This is a genomic window from Kineococcus mangrovi (assembly GCF_041320705.1).
Lineage (GTDB): Bacteria > Actinomycetota > Actinomycetes > Actinomycetales > Kineococcaceae > Kineococcus > Kineococcus mangrovi.
In genome coordinates this window covers 80106-97143 of the sequence record NZ_JBGGTQ010000002.1, presented here as the reverse complement: position 1 = coordinate 97143, position 17038 = coordinate 80106, and the positions used below count along the sequence as shown (strand labels likewise).

The window sequence follows — 17038 nt, the reverse complement described above, 5'->3', positions numbered from 1 at the left end:
TAGAAGCTCACGCTCAGCAACGAAACCACCACGGAGGCTCACGCATGGGGATGAACCCACGGCGCTCAGGGCTGCTCGCCCTGGCCGCGCTCTCGGCGACCGCGCTCGCGGTCCCGGCCACCGCGGCCTCGGCCGCGCCCGCCCCCACCCGGCAGCACGTCCCGACGGACGTCCGCCTCCTCGACGGCGACTACAAGGGCGGTGCGGCACTGCCGTTCACGGCCGCGGCCGCCGCGAAGCTCGGAGCCGCGCAGGACGCCCGGAGCCGCAGCACGCTGTCCGCCGCCTCCGGCCGGGACCTGCAGGTGGGGGACCGGAAGGACTGGCTGTCCCTCGTCGACGGCGGCCTCACCCCGGACGGCGAGGAGGTCGCCGGCGGCATCGACGTCCGCGGGTACACGCTGCGCGGCCTCGGCGACCACCTCGAGGTCTGGGTCGCCGACGACCTGAGCTTCCCCGACGGGGACTGCCGCAACACCCTCGACGGCGGGGCGCTCACCCGCATCACCGACGAGCAGGCGCAGGGCTTCGCCGACGAGTTCGACGAGAACGTGCTGCCGAAGGAGTCCGAGGCCTTCTCCGTCGCGCCGGACCGCGACGGCACGCAGGGGGTCGCGGACCAGCTGTTCCCCGACGCCGGCTACCCGCAGGACTACTGGGTCGGCGAGGGCGACCGCACCGTCGCGCTCATCGACAACGTGCGCGACCAGAACTACTACGACCCGACGAACGTCAACGGCCGCACCTACATCGCCGGGTTCTTCTTCTCGACGTTCAACGAGCTGCTCGACCGCAACGTCATGACCATCGACGGGTTCGACTGGCTGCACCGCACCGGGACGAACCCGCCGGACGACTCGGCCGACCCCGACTACCTGGCCTGCGCCGACTACCTGGGCCGGCCCGGTCTGGGTGAGCCGAGCCCGCGCACCTACGAGGGCACGTTCGCCCACGAGTACCAGCACCTGCTGGAGTACTACGCCGACCCCGACGAGGTGAACTGGGTCAACGAGGGCCTGTCCGACTGGGCGCAGACCCTCGTCGGCTACGTCGACCCGACCATCCCGCTCGACGACCCGGCCGCGGACAACCACCTCGCGACCTTCTACGGCTGGAACCCGCAGGAGAGCTTCGGCGGTCCCGAGCAGTCCCTCACGCAGTGGGGCGACCAGGGCGCCCCCGAGACCCTCGCCGACTACGGCGCGACCTACGCGTTCATGTTCTACCTCTACGACCACTTCGGCGGCGAGGAGTTCATGAAGCTGCTGCACGGCGAACCCGACAACGGGCTCGTGGGGTTGCAGGAGGTCCTGGACCGGACCGGTCACCGGGTGCGGGCGACCGACGTCGTCCACGACTTCCTCGCGATGAACGCGGTCGACGCCGCGATCGACGACGGGGCGAAGGTCAAGCGCGGCGACGCCGGGCGGCTCACGACGAACTCGCTGTCGGCGAAGGTCAACTGGGACACGCCGCAGGCGTACGACTCGCCCGGGGCCCCGGTCAACGGCGCCGACTACGTCCGGCTGCGCAACCTCGACGGCTGGCTGCAGGACGGGTTCGTCGACTTCACGGGCGCGAAGAACTACCCCGTCACGCCCGTCGAGTGGACCGCGCAGGACGGGGACCTCGTCTCCGGCAGCGGGGACGACCTCGACCGGGCGGTCGTGCGGACGTTCGACGTCCCGGCCGCCGACCCGACCATCACGCTGGGCCTGGACCTGGACACCGAGGAGGGTTACGACTACTTCTACGTCCAGGTCTACGACGCCGCGACGGGCACGTGGGTGAACCTGCCCACCGAGGGGGCGGACGAGGGCACCGGCGGTCTGTCCGGCACGTTCGAGGGGGAGAAGACCTTCGACGCCTCCCGGTTCGCGGGCCGGACCGTCGACGTCGCCCTGCGCTACGTCACCGACGGCGGCGTCTCCGGGCCAGGCGTCACGGTCACGTCGGTGAGCGTCGGCGGAAACCCGGTCACCGACGCCGGTGACCTGTCGACGTGGCGGTCGCTGACCCAGGCTCACCCGGTCCCGGTGGCCGGTTGGACCGTGCAGCTCGTCGGGTACGACGGCGAGCGGGTCTCGGTCGTCAAGCTGCCGACCGTGGCGACCCCGTGGGGCTGGAAGACCGTCGCGCCCGTCACGTTCACCCTCGGGTTCCGGCCCGACGTCGCCGCCGTCCTGGTGACCGCGGACGACCCGACGGAGACGGCGCCGTCCTACGCGCCGTACCAGCTGTTCGCCAACGGGGTGCTGCAACCCGGTGGTGGCTCGGGCGCCTGAGGCCCGGCAGGACGAGGGCCCCGGGACCGGTGCGGTTCCGGGGCCCTCGTGCGTGCGGCCGGCGGGGTGGGCCGGGTCAGACCACCGCGAACAGCACGTACCCGGCGACGGCCAGCGTCAGGACGACGACGGACAGCACCGTGGGGTTGCGGTACCAGCCGGCCTCGCGGGGCACGGCCCGCACGTCGGCCGGGGTGAGGGACCAGACCAGCCCCCGCAGGTCGGCCTCCGGGCGCGGGGTGCCGCCCCGCGAGATCAGCCAGCCGACGACGACGGCCACGACCGTCGCGACCCCGCCGCCGAGGAAGCTGGACCCCTGGCCGGACAGCGAGAGCACCCCGACCTGGTTGAGGACGAAGACGAACACGGCGCTCACCGTGCCCGAGAGCAGTCCCCAGAACCCGCCGGAACCGGTGAGCTTCTTCCAGAACAACCCGAACGCGAACACGGCGAACAGCGGGACGTTGAAGAAGGAGAACAGGGTCTGGATGTAGTCCATGATGTTCGTGAACCCGGCGGCGATGAACGCGGTCCCGATCGCCAGCGCGGTCCCGACGACGGTGACGAGCCTGCCCACCCTGAGGTAGTGCGCGTCGTCGCGTCCCGGGCGCAGCCAGTCCTGCCACAGGTCGTAGGTGAAGACCGTGTTGAACGAGCTGACGTTCGCCGCCATCCCCGCCATGAACGCGGCGAGCAGGCCGGCGAGGGCGACGCCGAGGAACCCGCTGGGCAGCAGGTCGCGCAGCAGCAGCGGCACCGCGTCGTTGTAGGTGGCCTCGCTCGGCAACCCGCGCTTGAGGGCCTCGATGCCCGGGATGAGCACCGCGGCGATCATGCCCGGGACGATGATGACGAGGGCGATGAGGACCTTGGGGATCGCGGCGATGAGCGGGGTGCGCTGCGCGGCCGAGGCGTTGCGGGCCGAGAACGCGCGCTGCACCTCGGTGAAGTTCGTCGTCCAGTAGCCGAAGCTCGTGACGAACCCCAGGCCCAGCACCACACCGAACGTCGACCCGATGGCCGACCCGATGCCCGTGAGCTCCTGACCGGGGAACGCCTGCAGCATGTTCGCGTCACCGTTGGCCGTGAGCTCGTCCACCAGGCCGTTCCAGCCGCCGACGCGGTGCAGGCCGACCAGCGTGATCGGCACCATCGTCACGACGATGACGAAGAACTGCAGCACCTCGTTGTAGATGGCGGCCGACAGGCCCCCGAGGAACGTGTACGCCAGGACGATGACGCCGGCGACGACGATCGCCAGCCACGTCGGCCACCCCAGCAGCGCGTTGACGACGATGGCCATGGCGTAGAGGTTCACGCCCGCCAGCAGGATCGAGGCGAGCGCGAACAGCAGGCCCTGCAGGCGCTGGGTCTTGGCGTCGAACCGGCGGCCGAGGAACTCCGGCACCGACCGGACCTTGGAGCCGTAGTAGAACGGCATCATCACCAGCGCGAGGAACACCATCGCCGGGATCGCGCCGATCCAGTAGTAGTGGAACGCCTGCTCACCGAACTGCGCCCCGTTGGCGGCCTGGCCCAGGAGCTCCGTCGCGCCCAGGTTCGCCGAGACGAACGCCAGGCCCGTGACCCACGCGGGCAGGCTGCGGCCCGAGAGCAGGAAGTCCAGGCTGGAGGAGACGCTGCGCCGGGCGATGAGGCCGATGCCCAGGACGATGAGGAAGTAGAACGCGACGAGCAGGTAGTCGACGAGGTGGGCGTCGATGCGCAGGGTCCCGGTGGCCGAGGTGACGGCGGTGCTCACCGCGGCGGGCAGGGCGGCGCTCACGCGTCACCACCGTCCGGACCCCGGGCGGGTTCGGCGGGTTCGGTGGGCTCGGCCGGGTGCAGGGGGCGCAGGAGCGTCCAGCCGACGAACACCGCGGCGAGCACCAGCATCCCGGCGCCGGTCCAGAGGTTGAGGTTGATCCCGCCGGTCTTGGCGCGGTCGGCCTCGGTGAACGAGACCAGGCCCCAGACGAGGCAGACGGCGCCGTAGACGGCGAACAGGCCTCCGATGACGGTGCGGATGTCGAAGAGGACGTCGGCCGTGCGGTCGGACGTCGGGGTGCGGGGGTGTCGTGCTGACACGGGATCTCCAGTGACGGGCGAAAGTTGTGCCCGAGCACTCTTGCATGGGGCAACCACCTTGGTGGACCCGGGGCTGCACGGGCACCCGGACGGGTGGTCCCCCGGTCAGCGGGCGGGGGGCACCGGGCAGGTGGACCGCAGGCGCTCCACGACCGCGACGAGGGCGGCGGGTGCGGCCGAGCTCGTGGTGTCGAAGACGACGCCGAGCTCCCAGGCGCCCACCGATCCCGTCGCCCGCGCGACCGCCCCGGCGAGCTCGAGCGTCCGTCCGTCCTGGGGCCAGGGGACGACGACGCGCGTGCCGACGCCGATGCGCTGCGGTGCCCGGGTCGCGACGCGGGCACCACCCAGCCCGAGGTCCAGGACGGTGGCGGGGCTCTCGTGGCCCTCCACGCGCAGGAGCACGTCCTGCCGGCACGGGAAGCGGTCGACCCGGCGCCGTTCCAGGGTGGCGGCGAGGTCGCCCATGGCGCGGGCGCCCTCGACGGCGGCGGCCACGGACCCCTGCAGCGCCACGAGCGCGCCGCGCTGGCTGTCGGCGACCGAGCGCAGACCCTCGGCGGCCTCGTCGATGCTCGCGATCCGCTCCTGCACGGCCCGCAGGCTGCGCAGGACCGCGTGCGCGTCGGCCTGGACCGCCGCGACGGTCTCGGTGATCTCCCCGGTGGAACCGGCCGTCGTCGCCGCCAGGTCCTTGACCTCACCGGCGACGACCCGGAACCCGTCCCCGGCCGCGCCGGCCCGGGCCGCCTCGATCGTGGCGTTGAGGGCCAGCAGCTTGGTCTGACCGGCGACCTGGGCGATCACGGTGGCCATCGACCCGACCGAGCGCAGGGAGTCCTCCAGGGCGGCCACGTCCCGGTCGGCCTGCGCGGCCCGGGCGAGGATCTCGCGGGTGGCGTTCGCCGCCGCCAGCGCCCTCTCGTCGATGACGTCGGTGGAGGACTGCACGCTCGCCACCTGGCCCTCGACCTCGGCCAGGCGCTCGACGATGGTCGCGCTGGAGTCGTCGACGACCTCCTGGGCGCGGACCCGGGACTGGCGCTCGGTGAACTGCAGCTGGACGAACGCGCCGCGGACCTGCTCGGCCAGGTGCTCGGTCGCGGTCTGCTCGGCGTGCGCGGCCGCCGCGGACAGCGCCGCGTGCGCCGCGCGCAGGGACTGCTCGGCCCGCTCGGCGCGCACCGCGGCCCAGGCCAGGGCGCACGTGCCGGGCAGCACCGCCAGCCCGGCGGCCGCCGCGAGCGCGGTCGACCAGCCGCCGTCGGTGAGCACGTGGGCGCCGGTGAGCGCGGCGGCCGGGGCGAGGGCCGCGACCGCGCGGCCGACGGGCCCGTGGCTGCCCGCCAGGGCGAGGAACGGGCGCAGCGCGGCCGGTGCCGTCGAGGCCGTGGACGGGGTGTCCGGCGACGTCATGCCACCCTCCCGCGGTCGGTGCCGTGCGGCCGGCGGGTGCCGGTCGTCCTCAGGGGCATCGGCTGGTGGGGGGCCGGGGTTGAACGTCCCGGGCCGGCTCCGTGCCCGGTTCCCCCGGGGACCGGCCGGTCCGCCGGCGTGCCGCGCCCCGCGTGCGGGTGCGCACGGCGGGTCAGGGCACGCGGACGCCGGCTCCGCGCATCTTCTTCTTGGTGCGCTGCACCGACTCCTTGAACGCGCGCAGCACCTTGGTGCCGCGGCGGCGGTAGGCCAGCAGGTCCATCGCCGCGTCGAGGACGACGGTGTCGGCCGCGGCCACGCCGAGGTCGGCGTAGGCCAGGGCCACGGCCGCGTCGATCGTGGCGGGCGGGGTCTGGTCGATGTTCGGGTTCCCGCCGGCCAGGGCGGTGACGAACCCCGTGACGGCCCGCTGGGCGTCCTCGGCCGCGCCCAGGCCCCTGGGGAACGACTCGACCGGCACGGGCGCGGCGAGCACCGGTGCCACCGCGGTCTCCTCGACGACGGGGGTCAGGGCGCGGGCCTCCTCGACGAGCGAACGGGCCACGGCGCGCGGATCGGCCGACCACTCCGCCGTCCGCACCAGGCGGTAGCTCGACCCGCTCGCCCGGGCCCGTGCCGGGCGGACGACCTCGCGGTCCTGGACGCGCCACGCGGCGAGCGCGTCCTCCAGGCCGAGCAGCGACCGGGCACCACCGACGTGCAGCTCCAGTTCCGCGGGCCGGCCCGGACGTGCGGGGACGACCTCGACCCCGGCGGCGCCCAGGGCGGCCGTCACCGCGTCGGCCACCGTCGACGGCCGGGTGGGCAGCGCCAGCGGCACCGGCGTCACGGCCTGCGCGGCGCGGTCCCACGCCGACGCCCCCTCGCCGCCCGTCCCCAGCAGCACGACCTGCCGGCTGGTCCCGGCCAGGTCGGCGACGACCGCGCCCTCGAGGCGGTGGGCGTCGTCGACGACGAGCACGTCGACGTCCCGGCCCTGCGCGTCGGCACCGACCTGGACCGGCCGGGCGCGAGCCCCGGACAGGGCCAGCTGCAGCTCCCGCGCCGAGCGCGCCCGGCGCTGCTCGTCGAGGCGGCGGAACTCCTCCGCGACCCGGGCGACCGGAGCCCCCCCGGGGTCGGACGCCTCCAGGGCCGCCCGCCAGTGCGTCCCGTCCACGAGCCGCGCGACGTCGGTCGCGCTCGACCCGGCGGGCAGGGCCGCGGCCAGGTCGGCCAGCCCCTCGGCCTCCACGGCCGCCCGGTCCTGCCGCGCGCGGGCGGCGCGACCGGCCCGCCGCACCCGGTCGGCGAGGTCCGCGAACCGGTCCAGCTCCGGGTCGACCGCCACGTCCGGCACCACGTCGGCGACGACGGACAGGCTGCGGCGCAACGGTTCCAGCAGCTCCGCCAGCTCCGCCCGCGAGGCGGCCGGGGCAGGTGCCCCCCCGATCGCCGCGGCCCAGTCCCGCTGCAGCGACCCCAGGGTCTCGACGTCGGCGGGGCCGAACGACGACCCGTCGTGGCGCAGCGCCGCGAGCCGCTTCAGCTCGCGGCGGCGCTCGCGCTCCTCCGCGGACAGCAGGGACCGCGGCTGCCGCGCGAGCACGGCGGCGGCCTGGTCGAGATCGGTGCTCAGGGCGGCCGGGACGTAGGTGCGCAGGGCGTCCTCGACGCGGGCCAGCAGCGGCAGGCCGCTCGCCAGCTCCCCCGGCGTCCGCGGCCGCCACCCCGTCTCGGCCGCCAGGCGCTGCACGAGCCCCGCCAGCCGCTCCAACCGGTCGGGCAGCCCGTCCAGGTCGGCGGCCACGGCGTCCAGACGGTCCCCGGGCACCCCCCGCAGCGGGTCCTCACCCGCGGTGCGGGCCCGGTCCAGGAGGTCGACGACGCGCGCCCGCTCGTCCGCGGACCACGTCGCGGCGGCCGGCAGCAGCGGCGGGTGCAGGTGCTCGGCGCGCAGCGCGGCCAGGCCCGCCACCTGCTCGGACCGGCTCGCCCCCGCCTCGCCGCCGGCCGAGAACCACGCGCGGTGCCGGGCGTCGAGGTCGCGCAGCAGCGTCAGCCAGCGGTTCGGGTCCGCCGGCGGCAGGTCCGCCCCGCGGCGGCTCGCGTCCTCCGGGACGTCGGCCAGCAGGTGGCCCAGGCCCAGCCGGGCCAGCTCCGCGCGGGCCCCCTCCGAGGCCGCGCCCGGGACCAGCCGCACCGACCGGCCCGCGGCCGCGAGCGCGGCGAGCAGCCCGGCGAGCAGCACCGGCGCCTCGTCCTCCGTCCGGTCCACGACCACCGGGCCCCCGGCGAGGGCCAGGTCGGCGACCAGCTGGTGCCGCGAGGTCGCCGCCTCCGGCAGCAGGGACACGCTCGCGGGGGCGGCCGGGACGGGCACCGGCGGCACCGGGGACGGCGCTCCGCGCAGGACCGTCAGGACGTCCTGGTGGCCGGCGCCGGCGGGGTCGAGGGGTGCGGTGCTCACCCGGCGAAGCTACCGGGTGCCGCCGGTCCCGCCCGGTCTCAGGCCGCGCGCAGGTACCGCAGCACGGCGCTCACCCGGCGGTCCGCCTCGTCCGTCGGGGCCAGGTCGAGCTTGGCGAAGATGCTGCGGATGTGCTTGTGCACCGCGCCGTCGCTGACGACGAGCCGGGCCGCGATCGCGGAGTTGCCCAGGCCCTCGGCCATGAGGCCCAGCACCTCGCGCTCGCGGGCCGAGAGGCGTTCCAGCCCCGCGTCGGCGCGCGAGCGGGTCAGGAGCTGGGCGACCACCTCCGGGTCCACCGCGGTACCGCCGCCCGCGACCCGGTGCAGCGCCTCGAGGAACTCCTCCACGCGCCCCACCCGCTCCTTCAGCAGGTACCCGACGCGCCGGGCGCCCCCCGCCAGCAGGTCGGTCGCGAACGCCTGCTCGACGTAGGCCGACAGCACGAGCACGGCGAGGTCGGGGTGGGTGCTGCGCGCCCGCACGGCGGCGCGGATGCCCTCGTCGGTGTGGGTCGGCGGCATCCGGACGTCCACGATCGCCACGTCGGGCCGGTGCTCGTCGACCGCCGCGAGCAGCGCGTCCGCGTCGGCGGCCGTGGCCACGACGTCCAGCCCCTCCGCGGCCAGCAGCAGCGCCAGGCCCTCGCGCAGCAGCGCGTCGTCCTCCCCGATCACGATCCGCACGGCAACCGCACCTCCACCCTCGTCGGCCCGCCCGGCGGGCTGCTCAGCTCCAGCGTCCCGTCCAGCGCCTCGACCCGGCGCCGCACCCCCGCCAGCCCCGACCCGGTCCCCGGTTCGGCGCCGCCGCGACCGTCGTCGGCCACCGCCACGTGCAGGACGTCACCGCGCCGGTGCAGCGACACCGACGCGGCCCGCGCCCGCGAGTGCCGGGACACGTTCGTCAGGGCCTCGGCGACGACGAAGTAGGCCGTCGCCTCCACCGAGGCGGGGCACCGGGGATCGACCGTGACCTCGACGTGGCAGGGCACGCGGCAGTCGGCGGCCAACCCGGTGACGGCGGCGGCCAGACCGCGCTCCAGCACCGGCGGCAGGATGGCGCGCACGACGGCGCGCAGCTCGGCCAGGGCCTCCTCGGACGCGGACTGCGCACGGGCCAGCAGGTCATCGGCCGCGGCCGGGTCCCGGGCGAGCGCGCGGCGGGCCGCGCCCAGCAGGACGCTCACCCCGACGAGGCGGTTCTGCGCACCGTCGTGCAGGGACCGCTCGATGCGCCGCAGTTCCGCCGCGTGCGCGTCCAGGGCCGCCGCGCGGGTGGCGGTGAGCTCGGCCACCCGCAGGGACAGGTCGACGTCGGCGGGCGGGCGGAGCAGGGCGCGGCTGAACCCGGACTGGACGCGGGCGAGGAGGGGCAGGCCGAGGCAGAGCAGCGCCCACACCACGCCCAGGCCCGCGACGGCCACCGCCTGCGGCCACGCCCGCACGGACCACCACCACGGCGAGGCGTCCTCGTCGGCCGGGAGCAGCCACCACCACAGCGGGAACGACACGTCCCGCACCGCGTACACGGGCAGCAGCACGCCGAGGAGGCACAGGAGCAGTCCGACGGTGGCGTGCGCGGGCAGCCACCGCAGGTCCCTGCGCCACAACCGGTCCGCGAGCGCGGCGCGCAGCCGCCGGGGCCCCGGGCCCCACGTCGGGGACCCCGTGCGGGCGCGTTCGGCGTCGGCCAGCCGCCGCACCCAGCGCAGCGCGGACGGGGCGAGCAGGACCCCGAGGCCCACGGGCAGCAGCGCGAGGACGAGGAGCAGCCAGGCCGTCAGCAGCGCCGCGCTCAGCGCCGTGCCGAGCCCGCGCCCGAGGTCGAGGAAACCCGACCGGGCCCCGGCCACCCTCCCGCGCAGTCCGCGCGCCCCTGGTCCGCTCATCCCGCGACGACCGTACCGACCCCGCCGGCCGGGCGTCGGTACAGCCAGCACCACCTCCGGACGGCAGGCTGCGGGGTGTCGCGGGCCCGCCCCGGCGGGCGACGGTGGTGCCCCCAGAACTCGCAGGAGGAACCCGTGGCCGACCGACGCAACCCCGATCCGCAGCACCGCAGCACGTTCCGGGCGGGGGCGTGGGTCCTCCTGCTGGTCGGGCTGACCGTGAACGTGGCCGGCTCCCTGGGGTTCCTGCCCCTGGCCGCCGGTGTCGCCGGAGGCGTCGTCGTCGCCGTCGCCGTGGCCGGCCTGGTGCGGGGCCGGCGGCGGACGCGCCGCACCCGTTCCTGAGAGTTCCCCGGCTCGACCTGCGGAGGACGCGGGACCGCGGGACGCTGCCCGGGTGCCCACACCACCGGCTCCCGTGACCGAGCAGGACCTCACCGCGCTGCAGGCGCCGCCGTCGAAGCGGGGGGTCGCCGTCGTGACGGGCGGTTCCGCCGGCCTCGGACGGGCCGTCGTGCGGGTCCTGGCCGACAGCGGCTGGGACGTCGCCGTCCTGGCCCGCGGGCACGACGGGCTGGCGGGGGCGGTGCGCGACGTGGCGGCCGCCGGCCGGCGCGCGGTGGGGATCGTCTGCGACGTCTCCGAGCACGAGCAGGTCGAGGCCGCCGCCGACCGCGTCGAGGACGTGCTCGGCCCGGTCGAGGTGTGGGTCAACGACGCGATGACGAGCGTGTTCGCCCCCTTCCTCGACACGGCCCCCGAGGACTTCGAACGCGCCACGCGCGTGACGTACCTGGGTTTCGTCAACGGGACGCGGGCGGCCCTGCGGCGCATGGTGCCGCGCGACCGCGGGCAGGTCGTGCAGATCGGTTCCGCGCTGGCGTTCCGGGGGATCCCGCTGCAGGCGGCCTACTGCGGTTCCAAGCACGCGATGGTGGGTTTCACCGAGAGCGTCATCACCGAACTCCTGCACCGGGGCAGTTCCGTGCACGTCTCGATGGTCCACATGCCGGGGATGAACACCACGCAGTTCGGCTGGGTGCGCACGACGTTGCCGAAGCACCCCCAACCCGTGGCCCCGATCTACCAGCCCGAGGCCTGCGCCGCCGTCGTCGGCTCGGTGGTGGACCACCCGCGCCGCAACACCTGGGTCGGGGAGTCCACCGTCGGCACCATCCTGGGGAACCGGACCATCGCGCCCCTGCTGGACCGCTACCTGGCCAGGACGGGGGTCTCCGGCCAGCAGACGGGGCAGGACGCCTCGACGATGGTGGGGGAGAACCTGTGGGAACCCGTCCCCGGCGACCACGGGGCCCACGGGGAGTTCGACGACCGGTCCTGGGGGACGAGCCCGCAGATCTTCGCCCTGCGGAACCGGCGGGTGCTGACCGGGGTCGCCGCGGGGGCCGCCGCGCTCGCCGTCGGCCTCCTGGCGCGCGGGGCCCGGCGGTGAACCCCCTCGCCCCGGCCCGCGCCGTCTGGGGCACCGCGCTGCTGACCGTCCCGCACGTCCTGCTGCGGCGCGCCGGGGGCCCGGGTGCCGACGACGACCGCGCGGTCACCGTGGCGCGCGTCCTCGGGGTGCGTCACCTCGCCCAGGCGGCGCTCACGGGGGCGAGCCCGGGGCGCACCGTCCTGGTGCTGGGGGCCGTCGGTGACGCCGCGCACGCCGCCTCGATGCTCGCCCTGGCGCGGGTGGACCCCGCCCGGCGCCGCGTCGCGCTCGTGGACGCGGTCCTCGCCCTCGGCTGGGGGGCGGCCTCCGCCCTGTCGTCGGGGGGCCGGCGGTGAGCGGCGCCGAGCACGCCCGGCCCGGCCCGCTGGTCCCCACCCTGCGCGAGTACGCCCTCCTGGCCGACGGCGAGCGGGGAGCGCTCGTGGGGCCCCACGGCGACGTGGCGTGGCTGTGCGCACCGCGGTTCGAGGACCCGGCGGTCCTCTCCGCCCTGCTCGGCGGGCGCAGCCGCTACCGCCTGGCCCCCCTCGCGCGCAGCGTCTGGGGCGGGAGCTACGAACCGGGGACCCTGGTGTGGCGCAACCGGTGGGTGACCGACGACGGCGCCGTCGTGCAGTGCCGCGACGCCCTCGCGCTGCCGGCCGACCCCGACCGGGTCGTGCTGCTGCGGCGGATCGGCGTCCTGCGCGGGCGGGCCCGCGTGGTCGCCGACCTCGACCCCCGCGCGGGGTTCGACCGCGAGGGTGTGCGCGCCGAGCACCGCGACGACGACGGCACGTGGACCGCGCGCACCGGTGACCTCGGGGTGCGCTGGACGGGGGCGCCGGAGGCCACCCGCAGCGGCCGTCGCGACGGGCTCACGACGGCCTTCGAGCTGGCCGAGGGGGAGCAGCGCGACCTGGTGCTGGAGATCGGCCCGGGGGACCCGCGCAGCTGGTCGCGACCGGTCCCGGCGAGCGTGCGCTGGCAGGAGACCGAGGCCGAGTGGGCCGGGCGCGTCCCGGCCCTGGACGGCGCCTGGTCCCCGCCGCAGGCCCGGCACAGCCTCGCCGTCCTGCACGGCCTGACGAGCGCGGCGGGCGCGATGGTGGCCGCGGCCACGACCTCGCTGCCCGAGCGCTTCGACGGGCACGAGGACTACGACTACCGGTACGCCTGGGTCCGCGACCAGTGCTACGCCGGTGTCGCGGCCTACACCGCGGGCGACGACCGGCTGGGCGACAGCGCGACCCGGTTCCTGACGGCCCGGCTGCTGCACGACGGCCCGCGGCTCGCCCCGGCCTACACCGCCGACGGTGACCCCGTCCCCGGCCCGGGGCGCGTGGACCTGCCCGGTTACCCGGGCGCCGACGCGGGCACCGGGAACCAGGTGCGCACCCAGTTCCAGCTGGACTCCTTCGGGGAGGCGCTGCAGGTGTTCGCTGCGGCGGCGCGCCGGGGCCGGCTCGACGAGGAGGGCGAGCGGGCCGCCCGGGTCGCCGTCGAGGCGATCACGCAGCGCTGGCAGGAACCGGATGCCGGGATCTGGGAGCTCGGGGACCGGCAGTGGACCCACAGCAAGCTCGCCGTCGTCGCGGGGTTGCGGGCTTGGTCCGCCGCCGGCCGGGCCGCGTCCCCGGCCCGCCACCACGACGCGTCGGTCCTGCAGCTGGCCGAGCAGGTGCTGGCCGAGGCGACCCGCACGGGCCTGCACCCCAGCGGCCGGTGGCAGCGGGCGGCCGACGACGAGCGCGTCGACGCGGCCCTGCTGCTGGGGGGCCTGCGCGGGGCGGTGCCCCTGGACGACCCGCGCAGCCTGGACACGCTGGCCGCCGTGCAGTCCGAGCTGAGCGTGGACGGCTACGTGTTCCGGTTCCGCCACGACGCGCGGCCGTTGCCCGAGGCCGAGGGGGCCTTCCTGCTGTGCTCGTACTGGACGGCGATGACGGAGGCCCAGCTCGGCCAGCCGGTCAGCGCGGTCTCGCGGTTGGAGAAGGCCCTGGCCGCCGCCGGTCCACCCCAGCTGTTCAGCGAGGAGTTCGACCCCGAGCAGCACCAGCTGCGCGGGAACCTGCCGCAGGGTTTCGTGCACGCGCTGGCCCTGGAGGCGTGCGTGCGGGTGCCGGACCTGCTGGCGGGGCGACCGCTGGGGTGAGCGGTCGCCCCGGTGGTGGTCAGCAGTTCGTCGTCAGCGCCTCGGGCGTCACCGAGGTGGGCCCGCCGAGCACGATCTCGGCGGTGATGCCGGTGTTGCCCTGGACGTAGGCGGCCAGGGACGCGGGGGTGCACGCCTGCGGCAGGAGCAGCACCGGGGCCGCGTTGACGGCGGCGGCGGGGACCCCGGCCAGGGCGTCGGGGAAGTCGTCGCCCGTCGCGATGACCACCGTCGAGGCCTGCGGGAACAGCTCGGCGGCGACGGCGGCGGAGGTGTCGTACCGGTCGGCGCCGGCGATGCGGGTGGCCTCGGCCGCGCTGCTCGTGCGGCTCGCGACGGTCGCGGCGACCTGGTCGCTCACCGAGGCCGAGCTGCCCACGACGACGCTGGCGGCGAAGGTGTGCTGCGCCATCCACTGCGCCACCGGGGCGGGGATCGACGTCGGCTCGGTGATCATCACCGGCACCCCGGCCGAGGCCGCGGCCGCCCCGCCCGAGAGCGCGTCGGGGAAGGTGTCGCCGCGGGTGACGACGACGCCCTCGGGGTTCGGGAAGAACTCCTCGGCGACGTCGACCGCCGTCTCGTACCGGGTCGCCCCGGCGATGCGGGTCACCGTCGAACCCGCCGCGGCGGTGCCGATCCGGCTCAGGACGGCCTCCGAGACGCGGTCGGTGCCGCCGATGACGTAGACGGTCGAGGGCTTGAGGCGGGCCAGCTCGGTCGCCGTCGCGGCGGGCAGGTCGTCGGCCCGGGTCAGCAGCAGCGGGGCGTCGAGGGAGGCCGCCGCCGGGCCGGCGGTCAGCGCGTCGGCCGGGGCCTCGCCGCTGGTGATGAACACGGCGCTGCCGCTGGAGGGCTGGAAGGACCCCTGGGAGATGACGGCGGCCGTCTCGTAGCGGTCGACGCCGGCCGCCCGGACGAGGCCGACGTAGGGGAAGGGGGTGCCGACCTTGGGCACCGGGGTGGACGCCTGCGCGGCTCCCGCGCACACCGTCGACAGCAGGGCGGTGGCGGCGAGGGCGGACAGGGTCGAACGGCGGGCCAGGCGCATCGTGGTTCCTCTTGTCGCAGGGCACGGGGCGACCTCGCCACCGCGTTCGAGAAACTAGGGCACCGTCGCCCGCGGCGCCTTCCTGGGGCCGGAACTCACCCGCACGGCCCACCGCCGCCCCGCCGCGGTGACGACGTCGGCACCGGTCCCCGCCGGCACCGGACCCGGCCGAGCGGTCGGCCCGTCAGGGCCGGGCAGGGGCTCCCGGTCCCGACGCGGCGACGTCCTCCCACCGCGGCAGGTGGATCCGCGGTTGCAGGCCCTGGCGGGCCCGGCCCACCGCCCAGCGGGCCGCGTGCAGCGCCCGCCGCTCGGCGTGGGCCCCGCCGTCCGGGCCGCCCCCGCCCCCGGTGAGGGACCGGGCGACGAGGTGGTCGGTGACCTGCTGGTCGGTGGCGTCCCGGAGCACCAGCGTGCGCGCCCCCGTCGACCAGACCGCGAGCGCACCGCCGGGCTGCACGAGCACCACGAGGTGGTCGCGGGCCCAGTCGGCCGTGCGGCTCACCCCCGCACCCCCGTGCACGCACCCGTCCACGCATCCGTCCGGTCGTCCATGCCGGAATGGTCGACGGCGACCGGCCCCGCGCGCCCCCTCCTTCCGGAGGGTCCCCTCTCGCGGGCGGTGACCACCTGCTGCCCTCAGGCCCCGCCCACGACACCCGCCCGCACCGCCAGCACGGCGGCCTGCACCCGGTTGCTGACCCCGAGCTTGGTGAGGACGGCGCCGACGTGCTCCTTGACCGTCGGCAGCGAGACGAACAACCGTTCGGCGATCTCGGCGTTCTGCGCGCCCTCGGTGAGCAGGAGGAGCACCTCGTGCTCGCGCGGGGTGAGGCGGCGCAGCGCCTCCTGCGCCGGCACCGACCCGCGCGAGCGCAGGAACCCCTGCACGACCGTCGCGGTCACCCCGGGGGACAGGACCCTCGCCCCCCGCGCGAGGGCCCGGACGTGCTGGACGAGCTGGTCGGGGTCGGTGTCCTTCAGCAGGTAGCCGTCGGCGCCGGCGGCCAGCGCGGCCGCGACCTTCTCGTCGGCGTGGAACGTCGTCAGCACGGCCACGGCCGGTCGGCGCGGCAGCTGCGCCAGGCCCGCCAGGACGCTCAGGCCGTCGACGTCGGGCATCCGCAGGTCCAGCAGCAGCACGTCCACCCGGAAGCGGTGCAGCGCGTCCAGCGCCGCGCCGCCCCCCACGGCCGCGACCACGTCCAGGTCCGGAGCCGAGGACAGGATGGCCGTCAGGCCCGAGCGGACGAGGGGTTCGTCGTCGACCACGAGGACGCGCACGCCGTCCGCGCTCGCGGGCGTGGTGCCGGGGGACTCGTCCACGTCCCCAGCATCGCAGGCGGGGCCCGGGGGAGCCGGTGCCGGTGCAGGGCCCGTGGAGCGACCGGGGAGCGCCCGCGCCGGGCCCGGACCCGCGCCTCGTGTCGCCCACGGTGGCCGGACGCCCGCACGGGGGTCGCGGACGGGTCGACCGGCGACAGGCTCAAGCACGCACCGTCACGTGTCGAAGGGGAACGGGTCCGCGCACGGCCACGGAGCTGGATCCCCGAGGAGCACCCACGTGAACGTTTCCTCACCTGCCACCACCGGTGAGCCGGGTCTGTCCTCCTCGACCCGCGACCTCAACGGGCTGGCGATCACGCAGGTGGTGAACGCGTCGGGGACCTCGTCCTCGCGCGAGGCCCGGGCCCGCCAGTCGCGCATCCTGGCCTCCCTGACCGTCAGCGACCGCTCGTTCCTCAGGGCGGTGCTCGGCCCGGGGCCGGAGCTGACCGACGTCGCCTCCCTGGAGGAGGTCGGGTCCTCGGCCCTGGCCGCCCAGGTCGCCGCCGACCGGGACGACGGCTCGCTGCCGCAGGGGTGCCCGATCGACATCGCCTACGTGCGCCTCCTGGCGGGTTTCAACGTCCACGATGACGCGGGGACGCTGCAACCGCTGCTCAGCCCGCGGCAGTTCGACCGCGCCCGGCGCTACTTCGAGGAGCACGGGGGCCGGGCCACCGTCGACTTCCGCACCTGATCGTGCTGCCGGCCCACCGCGGTCCTGCAGACCCGCGGTCCCGCGCAGTGCCCCCAGCAGGATTCGAACCTGCGACACACGGTTTAGGAAACCGATGCTCTATCCCCTGAGCTATGGGGGCCCGGTGGCAGCCTACCGGCCCGGTGGACCCCGCCCGCGCCGGCGGGGTCGGACCCGTTCGACATCGACGAACTACGACAGGACGTCGTTGATTTTCGCTGCGC

General features: G+C 76.0%; 15 protein-coding genes and 1 tRNA gene. 6 read left to right on the top strand and 10 right to left on the bottom strand.

Annotated elements, in window-relative coordinates:
* Window positions 1-44: 44 nt before the first annotated feature.
* Window positions 45-2285: a peptidase M6 gene (locus AB2L28_RS03490; RefSeq protein ID WP_370717347.1), complete on the top strand. Its 2241-nt coding sequence runs from the start codon at window positions 45-47 to the stop codon at window positions 2283-2285.
* 76 nt (window positions 2286-2361) lie between these two features.
* Here AB2L28_RS03490 and AB2L28_RS03485 read toward each other — a convergent pair whose 3' ends face one another.
* From AB2L28_RS03485 to AB2L28_RS03460, 6 genes are all read right to left on the bottom strand, one after another.
* The gene (locus AB2L28_RS03485) at window positions 2362-4071 is read right to left on the bottom strand and encodes a sodium:solute symporter family protein (protein WP_370717346.1); all 1710 of its coding nucleotides are present in this window, start codon (window positions 4069-4071) and stop codon (window positions 2362-2364) included.
* Window positions 4068-4373, bottom strand: coding sequence for a hypothetical protein (locus AB2L28_RS03480; protein WP_370717345.1), 306 nt, complete (start codon window positions 4371-4373; stop codon window positions 4068-4070). The genes AB2L28_RS03485 and AB2L28_RS03480 overlap by 4 nt, the downstream gene beginning before the upstream one ends.
* Window positions 4374-4478: 105 nt before the next feature.
* Window positions 4479-5789, bottom strand: a complete 1311-nt coding sequence (locus AB2L28_RS03475; RefSeq protein WP_370717344.1) for a methyl-accepting chemotaxis protein — start codon at window positions 5787-5789, stop codon at window positions 4479-4481.
* A gap of 172 nt (window positions 5790-5961) precedes the next feature.
* Complete coding sequence (locus AB2L28_RS03470; RefSeq protein WP_370717343.1) at window positions 5962-8259, bottom strand: hypothetical protein; 2298 nt, start codon at window positions 8257-8259, stop codon at window positions 5962-5964.
* A 38-nt stretch (window positions 8260-8297) separates the two neighbouring features.
* A complete protein-coding gene (locus AB2L28_RS03465) occupies window positions 8298-8945 on the bottom strand; it encodes a response regulator (protein ID WP_370717342.1) in 648 nt (215 codons plus the stop codon).
* Window positions 8933-10150, bottom strand: a complete 1218-nt coding sequence (locus AB2L28_RS03460; protein WP_370717341.1) for a sensor histidine kinase — start codon at window positions 10148-10150, stop codon at window positions 8933-8935. Before AB2L28_RS03460 ends, AB2L28_RS03465 begins: the two co-directional genes overlap by 13 nt.
* A 135-nt stretch (window positions 10151-10285) precedes the next feature.
* Here AB2L28_RS03460 and AB2L28_RS03455 point away from each other — a divergent pair, with 135 nt between their 5' ends.
* The 4 genes from AB2L28_RS03455 (at window position 10286) to AB2L28_RS03440 (ending at window position 13740) form a co-directional block, all read left to right on the top strand.
* Entirely contained in the window at window positions 10286-10495 is a 210-nt protein-coding gene (locus AB2L28_RS03455) for a hypothetical protein (RefSeq protein WP_370717340.1), read from the top strand.
* A gap of 97 nt (window positions 10496-10592) precedes the next feature.
* Window positions 10593-11603, top strand: coding sequence for an SDR family oxidoreductase (locus AB2L28_RS03450; RefSeq protein ID WP_370717839.1), 1011 nt, complete (start codon window positions 10593-10595; stop codon window positions 11601-11603).
* Window positions 11600-11941 (top strand): hypothetical protein, encoded by a 342-nt coding sequence (locus AB2L28_RS03445; protein ID WP_370717339.1) that lies wholly within the window; start codon window positions 11600-11602, stop codon window positions 11939-11941. The genes AB2L28_RS03450 and AB2L28_RS03445 overlap by 4 nt, the downstream gene beginning before the upstream one ends.
* Window positions 11938-13740 (top strand): glycoside hydrolase family 15 protein, encoded by a 1803-nt coding sequence (locus AB2L28_RS03440; protein WP_370717338.1) that lies wholly within the window; start codon window positions 11938-11940, stop codon window positions 13738-13740. The genes AB2L28_RS03445 and AB2L28_RS03440 overlap by 4 nt, the downstream gene beginning before the upstream one ends.
* 19 nt (window positions 13741-13759) lie before the next feature.
* Here AB2L28_RS03440 and AB2L28_RS03435 read toward each other — a convergent pair whose 3' ends face one another.
* The 3 genes from AB2L28_RS03435 to AB2L28_RS03425 form a co-directional block, all read right to left on the bottom strand.
* On the bottom strand, window positions 13760-14791 hold the full coding sequence (locus tag AB2L28_RS03435; RefSeq protein ID WP_370717337.1) for a cell wall-binding repeat-containing protein: 1032 nt from the start codon (window positions 14789-14791) through the stop codon (window positions 13760-13762).
* Between the two features lie 184 nt (window positions 14792-14975).
* On the bottom strand, window positions 14976-15296 hold the full coding sequence (locus AB2L28_RS03430) for a hypothetical protein (protein WP_370717336.1): 321 nt from the start codon (window positions 15294-15296) through the stop codon (window positions 14976-14978).
* Window positions 15297-15430: 134 nt separating this feature from the next.
* Window positions 15431-16117, bottom strand: coding sequence for a response regulator (locus AB2L28_RS03425; protein ID WP_370717335.1), 687 nt, complete (start codon window positions 16115-16117; stop codon window positions 15431-15433).
* A 238-nt stretch (window positions 16118-16355) separates the two neighbouring features.
* On the opposite strand from AB2L28_RS03425, the gene AB2L28_RS03420 reads away from it, so the two are divergent.
* Window positions 16356-16814, top strand: a complete 459-nt coding sequence (locus AB2L28_RS03420) for a hypothetical protein (RefSeq protein ID WP_370717334.1) — start codon at window positions 16356-16358, stop codon at window positions 16812-16814.
* Window positions 16815-16862: 48 nt separating this feature from the next.
* Here the strand turns inward: AB2L28_RS03420 and AB2L28_RS03415 are convergent.
* Window positions 16863-16935 (bottom strand) — tRNA-Arg (locus AB2L28_RS03415).
* Window positions 16936-17038: the final 103 nt, after the last annotated feature.